This window comes from Shewanella sp. 0m-8 (genome assembly GCF_052977265.1).
In genome coordinates this window covers 31,243-46,630 of the sequence record NZ_JBRIMB010000017.1, presented here as the reverse complement: position 1 = coordinate 46,630, position 15,388 = coordinate 31,243, and the positions used below count along the sequence as shown (strand labels likewise).

Sequence of the window (15,388 nt, the reverse complement as noted above, 5' to 3'; positions counted from 1 at the left end):
GTGTGAGCTTTAACACTTAAATATAAACTCTCGAGTGTTAGGTGATATATGCAAATCTTTAATGACAAAGTTATTATCATCACCGGGGCATCGGAAGGTATAGGGCGAGCATTAGCCATAGAACTTGCTCCTTATGGCTGTAAACTGGTGCTCTGTGCCCGTAATCTTGAGCGACTGAACTCGTTAGCCGAGGAAGTGGCAGAACTCGGCCAACCCCCATTGGTGCATGTGGCAGACCTTTCAGAACAAAGCCAATGCTCAGGTTTAATCAAAGCCTGTATCGCTCATTTTGGCAAGCTAGATATCTTAGTCAACAACGCGGGAATGACCATGTGGTCACGTTTTGATGAGCTGCAAGACTTGAGCGTTATATCGCAGATCATGCAGGTAAACTATCTGGGTCCGGTTTATCTCACCCACGCAGCAATTCCCTATTTAAAGCAAACCCAAGGACAGATAGTGGCCGTTGCCTCGTTAACGGGGATGACCGGTGTGCCTGCGCGTTCGGGGTATGCGGCTTCAAAGCACGCTGTTATTGGTTTTTTTGATTCGCTAAGAATTGAGCTAAATGATAATGATGTTGCAGTAACCGTGATTTGCCCAGATTTTGTGGTAAGCCAAACCCATAAGCGTGCACTCGATGCCAAAGGGCAGCCTTTAGGTAAAACACCGATGCAGGAGGCTAAAATCATGACTGCACAGAAGTGCGCGCAGCTGATGATACCGGCGATAGCAAACAGAAAGCGTCAGCTAATCACCTCGTTTAGAGGAAAAATAGGTCGTTTCTTTAAAATTATCGCCCCAGAGCTAATTGATAAAATTGCACGAAGGGCGATAGAGTCTGGTCGCTAGTGTGCGGCGCAGTATACGAAAGGTTATTTATTGAGGTGTTTTACAATTGCAGCCGCCGCTTCAGCTTTAGTCGCTTTCTCGTTACTGGTCTCAATGTGAGCCGTGGCGCTGTGCCCCGTCATCTCTTCAGCAATATGCAGCCAGTCTGGGTGCCAGTAAAAAGATGAGCCTGATAGCGTGTCCCAGTTATGAACACCTGATGTTTCGCCTTGATAGATAAGATCGCCAATTGAATATGCCATTGTTAACCCCTGATATTTAAGTTTAAGTTTTAGTAAAATCGATACCAATCTATATTGAGTTGGTTTGAACTGATGTTATTGTTTACGATTTGATCTGTTATTGCCCATAGAGTGCGCTAACAGATACTGACTTTATGTAACCTATGTCACAAAACCTTAGATTGGTTTACGCGGATTAGGATGTTACTTAAGTTACAGCATAACGCCTAAAAGACGTTACAGAATTAGTTAGGTTTCTCATCTATACCGCTCTATAACCATCGAAGCCATATTGTGCAAAAAAGAGCCCAGTGAAACTGGGCTTAGTAGTAGGTTATTAGTTATTAGTGAGATCAAGATTGATTAACCACCAGGCCCTAGATTGAATATCACCAGCTTCAATAACACCACCGCTTCGGTAGGGCTTAGCAAAATGTACGAGCACGATTGGAGAGCCCATCTGATAACGTCCAGATTGGGTAAACCAAGCATTGAAAGCATCATCTTTATTGAGGCTTATCGTGACTTCTGAGCTGGTGGGTTGTGTTAGCCCTGGGCAGGTATAAATCGCCTTAGAATTAATAGGGTAAGCAATTTGGCTTCCGTCACTGCAATGGCTGGTCTTTTGCAGCCTTAAAGTGATCAAGGTGCAACCTTTGTAGTTAACCGGATCTTTGCAGACTTGAGCTATCATCGTTGAGTAGCCACCACCTTGATCTCCGAGAGTATGGTTTGTTAACTCGCCTCTGCCACCAAAAACGGTGAAGTAAGAAACCTCATTGGCCGCGATATCAATAGGAGAGATAATTTGTTTATCACTTCCATCAAAGCTGATACTTGCTTCTTCACCTAAGCCTGCTTCTATTGGAGAAATAAAAACTTTATAGGTAGCGGAAGTAGGCTGGTAATTTTGGCCGCCATCGTCAGTTACATTGACATCAAAATAGTCATTTTCTAGCGATTTTGGGTAGCTGTGTATCGTGATTTCACCGTTGGGTGCGAGCTCTACAAGCTCTGGCGATACTGGTGTGGCAAAAGCATAGCTTAATTTACCAAATTGGCTTGCGACAGCGGGTGCTTTAACTCGGCGATCAGGGTAGAACACTACATTTATAATATTGTTCTCAAGCTCTAGGCCTGGATGCTTGGCTTTTTCAATATTGACATTGAACTGACGAATAGTGCGTTCAAAGTTTCGGCTTTGCTCTATTACGCTAATTTGAGCAAGACCGGCTCCATTTACTGCGAGCACACCAGTTGTCGGATCTACGCTGACAATATGACTGTTTTGAGAGGCGGTGTAATAGCTGATATGACTATTTAGAGCTCGACCTGATATAACAGGAGCAGGGATGGTGGCATCGATAGCAAAGGGTTTACTCATAAACGCAGTTGCAAGTGCTAGGTCAGTATTTTCATCAGCTTTATCGATGATGACATTGAACTCTGCTTTTTGTGAGACATGCCCAGCATCTCCTTTGTCGGTCACAATGAAAGTTGCAGAGCCTGCATTATTAATTGTGAAGGTTCGTGCTAGTTCGTTTATCGTGATGACATCACTTTCTCCATACTTAAGTTGCCACTCTAGTTGGCCAATACCACCAGAAATTGGTATATCAAATGTATTTCCTGTTGAATATGGAACTCGCACGGATGAAATTGATAATGTGCCATTGAGTGGCGAGACATCTACATAAAAACGTTCTGTGGCGGGAGCAAAATACTCATCGCCCGAATCGATAGCTGTTATCCACCCGCGACCAGCTCCCACTATGGTAATGGCTCCAGTATCGGCATTTTGCTTAAAGACTCCATCGCTTCCATTATCTATGCTAAAGCTCACACTGCCTTTGTGATTGATCACCTGTGGAGTAAAAGTCGCATTGGCTGCATAGTCGACTCGGGTATTCGCTAGAATAAGATCGCTATTAGTTTGCTTGTCGACAGTAACTGTAAAATTCTGCTGCTGGTTAGCCCAGAACTCTCCGCCATCATCTGTGATGATAACTTCAACAGTTCCAGGCTTAAATACTGTCATTGATCCCGTATTTACATCGATAGAGATAACATCTTGTGGGCTACTATCGCTTAAGGCATAAGCTAACTGACCATGACCGCCTATGACTTGAGGTTGAATAGTTTGATTCTGTTGGTAACGGCTCTGGATATCTAAACTGTTTAGAGAGTTGCTATTGATACGTGTGACTTCAACATTAATTTCGCGACTTTCAGCTAGGTAGTTTTGGTTGCCAGCGTCGTTAATCGTCACCTGTGTTTTACCTACCCCAATAAAACTAAAAGTCCCTTTTTCAGCATCAATAATATTGATGATATCGGGATTTGCATTTTCTGAGAGGGAAAAAGATTGTTTACCCTTAGCGCCTGTCACTTTAATGGTTTTTTGAGCATCAGCATTATAGGCCGCAGAGATATCTGCAACTTGTAGTTCAAGGTTCTTCGCTGGATTGATTTGCACTTTAAAACGCTGAGTTGCAACGGTTTGGTGATATTGTGGAGCATGTTGGATGACTTTGATCTCAGCTGCACCAGCGCCAATAATACTCATTTCACCACTTGCTTCATCTATTTGCACCACATGGTTATTTGTAGCATCTACTAGAGAGTAATGAATGTTTTCAGTTGGAGAGCCGCGGTATACCGGAAGTAGTTTTGCTCCCAATAGGAAAGGTTTATCAATGACATCTGAAAATTGCGCAAATTCAGTAGCCGCGGATTCAATGGTCACTTTAAATTGTTGGGTATCCGCTTGATAGTTACGTCCACCGCTGTCAGTGACATCGACCAATACGCTGCCACTGCCCCAAATCAGCAATTCACCAGCAGGTTCAATCAGTATAACTTGATCGCTTTGATCAGCGCTTAGCGCATACTCGAGTTCGCCAAGAGCACCATTTACGTTGACTTGATGACTTGCAGCTGCTTGGTAAGGAAAGCTTAGATTGTTAGTCACTAGAGGTGGTCGAGGGGCTTTGCCGATAGTGACATTGAAGCGAGTGCTTGCTGGTAAGTATTGCGCGTTACCAGGATCATTGGCAATGACTTCAGTACTGCCTGCATTGAGGATTATCAGACTACGCTTATCTGCTGAGATCTGTAACACATCATCTGGGGCGCTATCAACGAGTTGATAACTGATATTTCCGAATGCTCCTACGATATCAGGAGTGATAGCGCCATGATGTGAAAATGTTCTTGTAATATCAATGGCTGTAATAGGTGGATGAGTTTCTTTCTGTGGTAGCGGTTCTGTTGAATCTGACTCACCACCTCCACAGGCAGTAAGTAAGAAAAGTAACAACAGATTTAGGTACTTCATAGTGCTTCCAGCTTAAAATTGAAGCGCGAGTATACATGTGTGAGTAATATGCTGCAATTGGTTGGTTAACTGTTATTTTGTGCTGTCAGTTTGCTTTTTGATGGTTGTAAGTTTTTTTATGCGGGGTAAAAGTTGCATATAAAAACAATGTTTTAGCTTAGGTTATGAACAATATGAAAAAGTTGTCGATACATTTGTAATCGAAAGGTTTGTTTATGCAGTTGGTGTGCATTTTAATGTAAGCGGGCCTAGATCCCACTTTTCACTTTCTTATATTTTAGGCCGATGAGTGACATACAAATTCAGAGTGGCAGGGCAAGTGACTGAGGCTTGATATCTGTTTAGCCTTAGATATTGACTCTAGCGTTAGCTTAGTAGGCGAGAATAACCGTCATCTCCATTTTGGTAGTCCATGAAAAAAGCCCTGTATTAACAGGGCTTTGAATAGCTGTAAACGAGATGGCTAATTAGCCTTCGCCATTTTTACGGGCTATTACTCGGTAAGCAATGTCTGTTCTACAGGAGAATAGAGTTACTTAGCTTTCGCTATTTTCACGGGCCATTACTCGGTAAGCAATGTCTGCTCTACAAGAGAATAGAGTTACTTAGCTTTCGCTATTTTCACGGGCCATTACTCGGTAAGCAATGTCTATTCTACAAGAGAATAGAGTTACTTAGCTTTCGCTATTTTCACGAGCTATTGCGCGGTAAGCAATATCTGTGCGGAAGTAAACGTCATCCCAATGGATAGACTCAACTAAGTTGTAAGCATCTTGCTGTGCTTCGGTAACCGTGTTGCCCAGTGCGGTAGCACACAATACGCGGCCGCCGTTAGTGACTACGTGACCATTTTCCATACTAGTTCCTGCATGGAAAACTTTTGCATTATTGTTACCTAAGGTTAGCCCTTCAATCACGTCATGCTTGCGGTAAGCGTCTGGATAGCCACCTGCCGCCATCACCACACCCACAGCTGCGCGTGAATCAAACTCGGCAGTGACTTGATCAAGCTCGCCGCGAGTTGATGCTAAACAAAGCTCAACTAAGTCAGATTTCAAACGCATCATAATCGGTTGGGTTTCTGGATCGCCAAAGCGGCAGTTGTACTCAAGTACTTTTGCGCTGCCATCTGGAGAAATCATCAGGCCTGCGTATAAGAAACCAGTGTAAACATTACCTTCATCCGCCATGCCATCAACGGTTGGGCGAATTACATTCTCGATAGTCCAATCGTGAACCGCTTGAGTCACAACGGGGGCTGGTGAATATGCCCCCATGCCGCCAGTGTTTGGCCCATGGTCACCATTGTCACGTGCTTTATGGTCTTGGCTGCTGGCCATAGCAAGAATGTTCTTACCATCCACCATCACGATGAAGCTGGCTTCTTCGCCTTTTAAGAACTCTTCAACCACAACCCGTGAGCCCGCTTCGCCAAACTTGTTACCCGCTAGCATATCTTCGATTGCTGCATCAGCTTCGCTTTGATCTGCCGCAATGATAACGCCTTTACCCGCCGCTAGGCCATCAGCCTTAATGACAATCGGGAAACCAGTCAGGGCTGTTACTTGCTTAACATAGGCTTTAGCTGGTTTTATCTCAGTAAAGTTTGAGTAGGCCGCTGTAGGAATATTGTGGCGAGCCAAGAAGTCTTTAGTGAAGGCTTTAGACGATTCTAGCTGCGCCGCCCCTTTGGTTGGGCCGAAGATTGGCAAGCCTGCTTCATTGAAGGCATCAACCACACCAAGTGCTAATGGCACTTCTGGGCCCACTATTGTGATAGCTACTTTTTGCTCTGTGGCGAAGGCAACTAATGCCGAGATCTCTTCAACATTAATCGCTACGTTTTCAAGCTTTGGCTCTAATGCAGTACCTGCATTACCCGGCGCTACAAATACCGTTTCAACTTGCGTCGATTGTGCAGCCTTCCATGCCAATGCATGTTCGCGACCGCCGCCACCAATAATCAATACTTTCATTTTTTAATCCTTAATCGCTTCTTCATCGGTCCTTGAACGGCATCAAGCATGCTCACGTATTGGCATACGTTGCGCGTGCTTTCTTTGTTCAATAACCGATGACTTTGCGCTAAACCTTAAAAATCAATTTTTAGAAACTTTAGATAAAGGTTCTAAAACCTAGAACCTAGGACCTAAAACCTAGGACCTAGAACTTCATATAAATTAATGACGGAAGTGACGCATACCGGTAAATACCATTGCCATGCCGTGCTCGTCAGCTGCTGCAATAATCTCTTCATCGCGGATTGAGCCGCCTGGCTGGATGATACAGCTGATGCCAGCTTCTGCTGCAGCATCAATACCATCACGGAATGGGAAAAATGCATCTGATGCCATTACTGAGTTTTGCACTTCTAGGCCTTCGTCAGCGGCTTTGATACCAGCAACTTTAGCACTGTATACGCGGCTCATTTGGCCAGCTCCGACACCGATAGTCATGCTGTTTTTTGCGTAGACAATCGCGTTTGATTTTACAAACTTAGCCACTTTCCAGCAGAACATTAAGTCTTTCATTTCGCTAGCGGTTGGCTGACGTTTAGAAACGACTTTAACGTCATCCAAATCTACCATGCCTTGGTCACGGTCTTGCAGCAGTAAGCCGCCATTAACGCGCTTATAGTCTAGACTGGTGGTTTTGCTTGTCCACTGTCCACACTCAAGTAAACGCACATTAGCTTTAGCTGCAATAACGTCACGTGCAGCCTGGCTGACTTTAGGCGCAATGATGACTTCGACAAATTGACGCTCAACAATCGCACTTGCTGTTGCTGCATCTAGCTCGCCGTTAAAGGCGATGATGCCACCAAAGGCTGAGGTTGGGTCAGTTTGGAATGCACGGTTGTAGGCTTCTAGTAGATTTTCACCAATAGCAACGCCACAAGGGTTAGCGTGCTTAACAATCACACATGCTGGCTCATCGAACTCTTTTACGCACTCAAGTGCGGAGTCTGTATCGGCGATGTTGTTGTATGAAAGTGCTTTACCTTGCAGTTGAACTGCAGTGGCAACAGAGGCTTCATCGAGATTAGTATCAACGTAGAAAGCGGCTGTTTGATGGCTGTTTTCGCCATAGCGCAGGTCCTGCTTTTTTACTAACTGGGTGTTGTAGGTGCGTGGGAACTTAGAATCTTCGTGACACTCATCTTTGCTGTGCGCAGGCACTTTAGTACCGAAGTAGTTAGCTATCATGCCATCGTACGCGGCAGTATGCTCAAACGCGGCAATCGCTAGGTCAAAACGAGTTTCAAGTGTGGTGCTACCTTCGTTCGCTTGCATCTCGGCAATCACGCGGCCGTAGTCGTTAGCGTTAACGATAATGGTAGTGTCTTTGTGGTTTTTAGCTGTAGAGCGAACCATGGTTGGGCCGCCAATATCGATGTTCTCGATAGCGTCAGCTAAGGTGCAGCCTTCTGCCGCAACAGTCGCTGCAAATGGGTACAAGTTAACCGCAACCAAATCGATTGGCTTGATGTTGTTTTGTTCCATTACGATTTCGTCGATACCGCGACGCGCTAAAATGCCGCCATGCACTTTAGGGTGCAGGGTTTTAACGCGGCCATCCATGATCTCTGGGTGACCAGTATAGTCAGATACTTCAATGACTGGCACACCATTATCAGCCAACAGGCGTGCGGTGCCACCTGTAGAAAGTAGCTCAACACCTTGAGCATGCAGCGCTTGTGCAAACTCTAAGATTCCGGTTTTATCTGAAACGCTTAACAGCGCGCGACGAATAGGTCTGGCATTATTCATTGTAGGTACAGGGTCCAGTAGTTATTTTTAAGGATCTTTCGGAAAACAGAACAGTCTCGCGCCTTTGTGGCCTACACTGCTTTCCAAAAGTCCCTCAATATTTTTTACCCCTCGTCACGGCGCGCATATTTTAACGTAAATTTACACTCGACAGTGTTTTTTTCTGCGCGATTTCACAATACGTTCAGCAGAACAAGCTTTAGTGTTTTTTAAAGCGCAGAATAAGTCTTGACCTTGGATACAACTCCAAGGTTTATACTCGACAAAATCAAAAGGTTTAAGCGGGCTATTTTTGCTTTTTATCTTTTGATGTTGAGATTAAATTTAAAACGGAACTGGAGCTAGGCATGTATCGAATTGGTGAGCTTGCACAATTGTGCGAAGTCAAAACAGATACCTTACGTTTTTATGAAAAACATGGTCTTTTGTCGCCATCATCGCGCACCGACTCTGGTTACCGGATCTATACCGAAGCCGATGCTGAGCGATTACGCTTTATTTTACGCGCCAAAGCGGTGGGGTTTACGTTAGCCGAGATCACCGAACTGCTCTCGATTGAGTTAGATAAGTCCAATTGGGCTTGCGCCGATGTGAAGGGATTAGTGGATGACAAACTGGCTAATGTTGAAGCGAAAATTGCCGAGTTAAACCATTTTCAATTGTCGCTACAACGATTGTCGCAAGCCTGTTGTGGTGGCCCTGAAAGCGCTGAACATTGCTCAATACTCGAAGCATTAGAATCGAATACCGACAGCATTCGCTGTGAAAATAATCAGCATAGTCATGGTGAACGTGGGTTCACTAAGCACTGTACTAATAAATAAAATACTCAGAATACACGTGAGAAGTCGTTATGTTATTTGAAAACTTTATTGAGTTGTTTCTAGAATCTGCGCCATGGCTATTATTAGGCTTAGTGCTAGCGGGCATGTTGAAAATGTTCGTTCCTATGGCCTGGATGCAAAAGCAGCTTGGCGGCCACGGTTTTAAAACTGTGGTAAAAGCAGCGGTATTGGGCGCGCCTCTACCCTTGTGTTCTTGTGGTGTTATTCCCGCAGCCGTTGGTCTACGTCGTAGCGGTGCATCGAAAGCCGCAACCACTTCATTCTTAGTATCAACGCCTGAAACTGGCGTGGATTCAGTCACCGTGTCTTATGTATTACTGGGTCCATTTATGGCGATAGTCAGACCTATTGCGGCGGTGATTAGTGCTATCGTTGCAGGCTTATTGGTGGGCCGTGATGACGATGATGGTAAACCTGTTGCTAATGCTAATATTAGTGACGAAGCTAAACAAACTGGTGCCAAAGCAGAGCAAGTAAGCTCATGCTGCAGCAGTAAAAAAGCTGAGGCGCAAGTTGCGCCAGTAGCTTCATGCTGTAGTAGCAAAAAAGCTGAGCCAAAAATTGAAGCGAAAGCTGAGAAAGGCTCGTGCTGCTCAAGTAAAAAAGCCCCAGTAGTGGAAGCTACATCATCATGTTGTAGCAGTAAAAAAACGGACACTTCTAGCCATGAACAGGCTAGTGCTGAAGTCGAGAGCTGCTGTGAATCGACCAGAGATGTTGCCACTGAATTAAAGGGCACCTCTGTTATTGGCCGTATTGGTAAAGGTCTGCATTACGCCGCGACAGATCTAGTTCGAGACACCACGGTTTGGTTGTTGATTGGTTTGTTCTTTGCGGCACTGGTGCAAACCTACGTGCCTGCTGACTTTATGGCAAAGTGGGGCGACGGCATTCTTGCCATGCTAGTGATGGTGCTTATTTCTGTGCCTATGTATATCTGCGCCACGGCCTCAACCCCTATCGCGGCAGGATTGCTCTTAGCGGGGGTTTCACCTGGTGCTGTGTTGGTGTTTATGTTGGCAGGCCCTGCAACCAATATTGCTACTTTAGGCGTGGTCACAAAAGAGTTAGGAAAGCGTGCGCTTTATGGCTATTTGGGCGGAGTCCTAGGCGTCGCCTTAGTGTCGGGTATTTTAGTTAACTATTTAGTTGAGACGTTCGGTTTTGTGGTAATGCCACAAATTGGTGAGCAGCATGAGCTATTGCCGGCTGGTATCGTCTATACCTCGGGTGTGGTACTCGCGATACTGATGGCTAAGGTATTGTTAGATAAGCTACCTAAAAACTGGTGGCGCCGAGACTGCTGCTCATAAATTGCTATAAACAATCTTTGCAGGGAATTGTTTGATAAGGTAAAGGCACTCATTAGAGTGCCTTTTTGTTTTTAGGTCGTACTAAGCTGTTGTAATAAGCTAAAGTTTGGTTACAGTTTTCGAGATAATGAGCCACATGAATAAAAGGAACTGCCATGAACAAAATCCTCACCATACTGCTGCTCAGTATGACCCTTGTTGCTTGCTCAGAGCCATCAAGCCTAGATAGTGACGGTCACTATGTTGAAGGTGTGCACTACCGCGAATTGGCGACCCCTATTCCTGCAAGCAGCGATAATATCTCGGTAACCGAATTTTTTTGGTATGGCTGCCCTCACTGTGAATTGTTCGAAAAACCCCTGCATGATTGGGAAGAAAGTATGGCCGATGGTGTCACTTTAGTGCAATCGCCAGCGGTGTGGAATGAAGCGATGAAGTTACATGCAAAAGTCTTCTTTATTGCCGAGCAGATGCAAAATAAGCAGCAGGTGCATGCTGCACTGTTTAATCAAATCATTGGACTGCGGGAAGTGAAAAGCCTTGCTGAGCAGCAAGCTAAGTTAGCTGATTTTTTAAATGGTTATGGATTATCGGAGCAAGAGTTTATCGGCAAGCTCTATTCGGCTGATATCGTGTCAAAGCTTAAGCATGCTATGCAGCTGATGTCATCGGCAGAAATTCAAGGCACACCCACTATCTTGGTTAATGGCCGTTATATCATTCTCAATGAGTCGGCAAATTCGGCCGAGCAGGTGATGGATATCGCCAGTTATTTAGTTGGACTCGAAAAGGCAAGCTTAGCTAATCGTTAATAAGGTATCACTATGATGGAGGGGGGGAGAGATGCCTAGTCAGTGCAGCGTTGTGCTTAGCCACAGCTTATTTTAGTTGCTAGGCACATTATGGCTGAAGTAAAGGCGACAATTATCTTTGATGGGGTCTGTAATTTATGTGATGGCGCAGTACAGTTTGTTCGGCGCCATGATCCTGAGGAACACTTTAATTTTGTGGCTTTACAATCAATACAAGGTCAAGCACTGTTAGCTCAGTATCAACTTAGTCACCTTGCACTAGACAGCGTGATTCTTATTAAGCAGGGGCGCTATTATTTACGCAGTGACGCGGTGATTGAAATCGCTAACTCGCTCACTGGCATGGCTGTATTACTGAGGTACCTTCGCTTTTTTCCTAAACCCATTCGCGAAGGCAGTTACAATCTGCTGGCTAAATATCGATATCGACTCTTTGGTAAAAAAAACTCCTGTAACTTGCGTTAATTTCACCTCTTGGTTATTACCTGACAATGGCGGACAGCAAGGCTAAATCGCTTCCATTTTGAGCGATGACCGCGATAGCAAGGGCGCCAACCCACTCAATTTAAGTACGATTAGGCGTGCTTCGCTCATATTATTTATCTAGGGTCTCAAACACTGCAACGGCAAATCAGCCTATTTTTAAGATATTTGCTTGCCTGTATTCATGAAAGGGGCATGACTCTTGCGCCATATTGTCCCGTTCTCCCGTGTGGTCATTAATGGCCAAATAAACAATTTTTAAACTTTATGTTTCCAAAAAGCCTCATTTCTTGACGCTAAGCTTGCTGTAGGGTTGATTGCGTGTGAAAGCATGTATTTTTCAAGTACCTAATTTAATCATTACCATTACTTACGGGTGAGACATAGTGTCTCTGTTTGATGCGTCAAGTTGTCCATTTCTTTATATTGCTGGCTGCATGGTGTTTTATTCCGTATTCTCCTCCTCACTTTCGTTTGAGTGAGATTTAATTCTTTTTTCTTTCTATTTTTATCGGTTTTATTCTGTTGGCTTTTTATTGTGATCTTTGTCGTGTGTTATTAATTGTCCGTATAGCTGACTTTGGGGATAATCAATTTGCATTAAAGAGTCTCTGTTTAGGTTACCGCTAGCTAAAGCAAGCGCAGCTTAGCAGGACAGATAAATGACAAAAAACAAACTACAGCGCCGAGATGAGATTATTGGCCTGAGTAGAAAATACTAATTGTGTGAGGGTGATATGGACAGACGACAGTTTTTTAAACTGTGTGCCTGCGGAGCGACCACATCGGCAATATCAGCGCTGGGATTAATGCCCGGCACTGCGATGGCTGCGCCTCGTGAGTATAAGTTGATGAAAGCAAAAGAAACCCGCAATAACTGCTGTTATTGCTCAGTGGGTTGTGGCTTGTTGATGTACAGCCATGGTAGCAACGGTAAAAACGCTGAAAAAGCGATTTTCCACATTGAAGGCGACGCTGACCATCCGGTTAACCGCGGCGCATTGTGTCCTAAAGGTGCCGGTCTAGTCGACTATGTAAATAGCCCTAACCGTAACCATTTTCCTGAAGTGCGTGAGCCAGGCTCTAACGAGTGGAAACGCATTAGTTGGAATGAGGCATTTAGCCGTATCGCGCGCTTGATGAAAGACGACCGCGATGAAAACTTTATTGAAAAAAATAGCGATGGCACCACAGTAAACCGTTGGTTGAGTACCGGCATGATGACTTCATCTGCACAGCCAAATGAAGGTGGTTTTATTACTCACAAGTTTGCTCGTTCTCTTGGCCTAGTGGCCATCGATACTATTGCGCGTAACTGACACTCCCCAACGGTAGCAAGTCTTGCTCCAACATTTGGGCGCGGTGCCATGACCAACCACTGGATCGATATTAAGAACGCTAATGTCGTGGTGATCATGGGCGGTAATGCCGCTGAAGCACATCCTGTCGGTTTCGGTTGGGTTACAGAAGCTATGGAACACAATAACGCCAAATTGGTGGTTGTGGATCCACGCTTTAATCGCAGTGCAGCATTAGCTGACTGCTATGCACCACTTCGTAGTGGTACTGATATCGCATTCCTTTTAGGTCTAAGTCGATACCTCATTGAGACTAAACAAGTTAACTACGAGTATGTCAAAGCGTACACCAACGCTAGCTACATTATTCGCGAAGATTTCGAATTCAATGAAGGCCTATTTAGTGGTTTTGATGACAAGAGTCGCACTTACGACAAGGATTCTTGGTACTACGAATTAGATGAAGATGGTTATGCCAAAGTCGATGAAACATATGAGCACCCACGTTGCGTGTGGAACTTATTAAAGCATCACATTGACCGTTACGACTTTGAAACCGTAAGCAATATTACCGGCACGCCAGTTGAAGATTATGAAAAAGTGTGTGCCTTAATTGGTAGCACGCACGTTCATGACAAGGCGGCGACCTTTATGTATGCGTTGGGCTGGACCCATCACACTAAAGGCGCGTAGAACATCCGTTCTATGGCATTAGTGCAGTTGCTACTGGGTAATATCGGCGTATTGGGTGGTGGTGTTAACGCACTGCGTGGTCACTCAAACGTGCAGGGCGCAACCGATATGGGGCTGCTATGCCAGAACCTACCTGGTTACTTGAAACTGCCAAATGATAACGATACAGATTTAGCGACATACTTAGATAACTATACGCCTAAGGCGCTGCGTCCTGGCCAAACTAACTACTGGTCTAACTATCCAAAGTTCTTTATCTCGCAGATGAAGAGTTTCTGGGGTGAGAACGCCACGGCGGCCAATAGCTTTGGCTATGACTGGTTACCTAAGTGGGATATTCAGTACGACTTTACTAAACACATCGACATGATGTACCACGGCCAAGTTAACGGTTACTTCATTCAAGGGGTTAACGCGATTAACTCTATGCCGAACCGTAACAAGACCTTAGCGGCATTATGCAAGCTTAAGTACATGGTGGTGATGGATCCGTTAGCGACTGAGACTTCGGTATTCTGGCAAAAAGCAGGTGAGTTCAACGACGTGCAGCCAAGCGACATTCAAACTGAAGTGTTCCGTCTACCGACAACACTCTTTGCTGAAGAAGAAGGTTGTATCGTGAACTCCGGTCGCTGGATGCAGTGGCATTGGAAGGGCGCAAACCCACCAGGCGAATCTAAGCCAGATGCCGAGATTTTATCTGGCATTTTAATGAAGCTACGTGAGCTTTATAAAGCTGAAGGCGGTGTACTGCCTGAGCCGATTGAAGCCGTTAACTGGGGTTACCATAATCCACACTTCCCACATGGCGAAGAAGTGGCCAAAGAGCTTAACGGTATCGACCTTAAAACAGGCAAACAGCTCGATAGCTTTAGCCAGTTAAAAGATGACGGTAGTACGGCTTGTGGCTGCTGGATCTACTCAGGTTGCTGGACTGAAGCCGGCAACATGATGGCGCGCCGTGACAACTCAGATACCTCTGGTAAAGGGATTACGCCGGGCTGGGCGTTCTCGTGGCCGTCAAACCGTCGTGTGCTTTATAACCGCGCATCGTGTGACGTTGATGGTAAGCCTTGGGATCCAAAGCGCGTCATCGTTGAGTGGACTAATGGTAAATGGCATGGCATCGACCAAGGCGACTTCAACATGAAGTTACCGCCAAAAGAGTCGGCGCATCCATTTATTATGCAGCCAGAAGGGGTGGGGCGTTTCTTCGCGTTAAAATTATTAGCCGAAGGACCATTCCCTGAGCATTACGAGCCAATGGAGTCGCCTATCGGTACTAACCCATTGCACCCGAATGTGATCAGCAACCCTGCGGTGCGGATGCTGCCGGGCGTGGCCGAGACTTTAGGTTCGCATACGGAGTTCCCTTATGTGTGCACCACGTACTCATTAACAGAACACTTTAACTTTTGGACGATCCACTGTCGTTTAGCGGCTATCTCTATGCCTGAAACTTTCGTTGAACTCGATGAAATTCTTGCAGAGAAGAAAGGCATTGCTAATGGTGATTGGGTCAAGGTGAGCTCTAAGCGTGGCAGTTTGTTAACTAAAGCGTTAGTCACTAAGCGTCTACAACCACTTAAGGTTCACGGCCAGATGGTACATACGGTTGGCTTACCGCGTCATGGCGGTCATAACGGTCTTACGCGCCGAAGTTATAGCTGTAATGTACTGACCACTGAAGTGGGCGATGCGAATACACAGGTGCCTGAATTTAAAGCATTCCTTGTGGATATAGCTAAGGCTGAGGGAGTTTAA

The 15,388-nt window shown here is 45.2% G+C and carries 9 protein-coding genes and 1 pseudogene; 6 read left to right on the top strand and 4 right to left on the bottom strand.

All coding sequences use genetic code 11. From position 1 onward, the window contains the following. Window positions 1-48: 48 nt before the first annotated feature. Entirely contained in the window at window positions 49-852 is an 804-nt protein-coding gene (locus ACVBIO_RS10545) for an SDR family oxidoreductase (RefSeq protein WP_447163854.1), read from the top strand. 23 nt (window positions 853-875) lie between these two features. Here ACVBIO_RS10545 and ACVBIO_RS10540 read toward each other — a convergent pair whose 3' ends face one another. From ACVBIO_RS10540 to purH, 4 genes are all read right to left on the bottom strand, one after another. After that, complete coding sequence (locus ACVBIO_RS10540) at window positions 876-1,094, bottom strand: hypothetical protein (protein WP_447160799.1); 219 nt, start codon at window positions 1,092-1,094, stop codon at window positions 876-878. A gap of 316 nt (window positions 1,095-1,410) precedes the next feature. Beyond that, the gene (locus ACVBIO_RS10535) at window positions 1,411-4,410 is read right to left on the bottom strand and encodes a hypothetical protein (RefSeq protein WP_447172549.1); all 3,000 of its coding nucleotides are present in this window, start codon (window positions 4,408-4,410) and stop codon (window positions 1,411-1,413) included. A gap of 674 nt (window positions 4,411-5,084) precedes the next feature. Continuing rightward, window positions 5,085-6,386 (bottom strand): phosphoribosylamine--glycine ligase, encoded by a 1,302-nt coding sequence (purD, locus tag ACVBIO_RS10530; RefSeq protein ID WP_447163856.1) that lies wholly within the window; start codon window positions 6,384-6,386, stop codon window positions 5,085-5,087. A 204-nt stretch (window positions 6,387-6,590) separates the two neighbouring features. Then, window positions 6,591-8,180, bottom strand: a complete 1,590-nt coding sequence (gene purH / locus ACVBIO_RS10525) for a bifunctional phosphoribosylaminoimidazolecarboxamide formyltransferase/IMP cyclohydrolase (protein ID WP_447160802.1) — start codon at window positions 8,178-8,180, stop codon at window positions 6,591-6,593. A 347-nt stretch (window positions 8,181-8,527) separates the two neighbouring features. On the opposite strand from purH, the gene zntR reads away from it, so the two are divergent. The 5 genes and pseudogenes from zntR to fdnG all read left to right on the top strand — a co-directional run bounded on the left by zntR (window position 8,528) and on the right by fdnG (window position 15,388). Next, window positions 8,528-9,004 carry a Zn(2+)-responsive transcriptional regulator gene (gene zntR / locus ACVBIO_RS10520; RefSeq protein ID WP_447160803.1) on the top strand — a complete coding sequence of 159 codons (477 nt, stop codon included), beginning with the start codon at window positions 8,528-8,530 and terminating at the stop codon, window positions 9,002-9,004. A 29-nt stretch (window positions 9,005-9,033) separates the two neighbouring features. Further along, entirely contained in the window at window positions 9,034-10,338 is a 1,305-nt protein-coding gene (locus ACVBIO_RS10515; protein WP_447172548.1) for an SO_0444 family Cu/Zn efflux transporter, read from the top strand. Window positions 10,339-10,493: 155 nt separating this feature from the next. Then, window positions 10,494-11,150, top strand: coding sequence for a thiol:disulfide interchange protein DsbA/DsbL (locus ACVBIO_RS10510; protein ID WP_447160805.1), 657 nt, complete (start codon window positions 10,494-10,496; stop codon window positions 11,148-11,150). A gap of 90 nt (window positions 11,151-11,240) precedes the next feature. Beyond that, a complete protein-coding gene (locus tag ACVBIO_RS10505) occupies window positions 11,241-11,615 on the top strand; it encodes a thiol-disulfide oxidoreductase DCC family protein (RefSeq protein ID WP_447160806.1) in 375 nt (124 codons plus the stop codon). A gap of 755 nt (window positions 11,616-12,370) precedes the next feature. After that, window positions 12,371-15,388 (top strand): annotated as a pseudogene (gene fdnG, locus ACVBIO_RS10500) (formate dehydrogenase-N subunit alpha).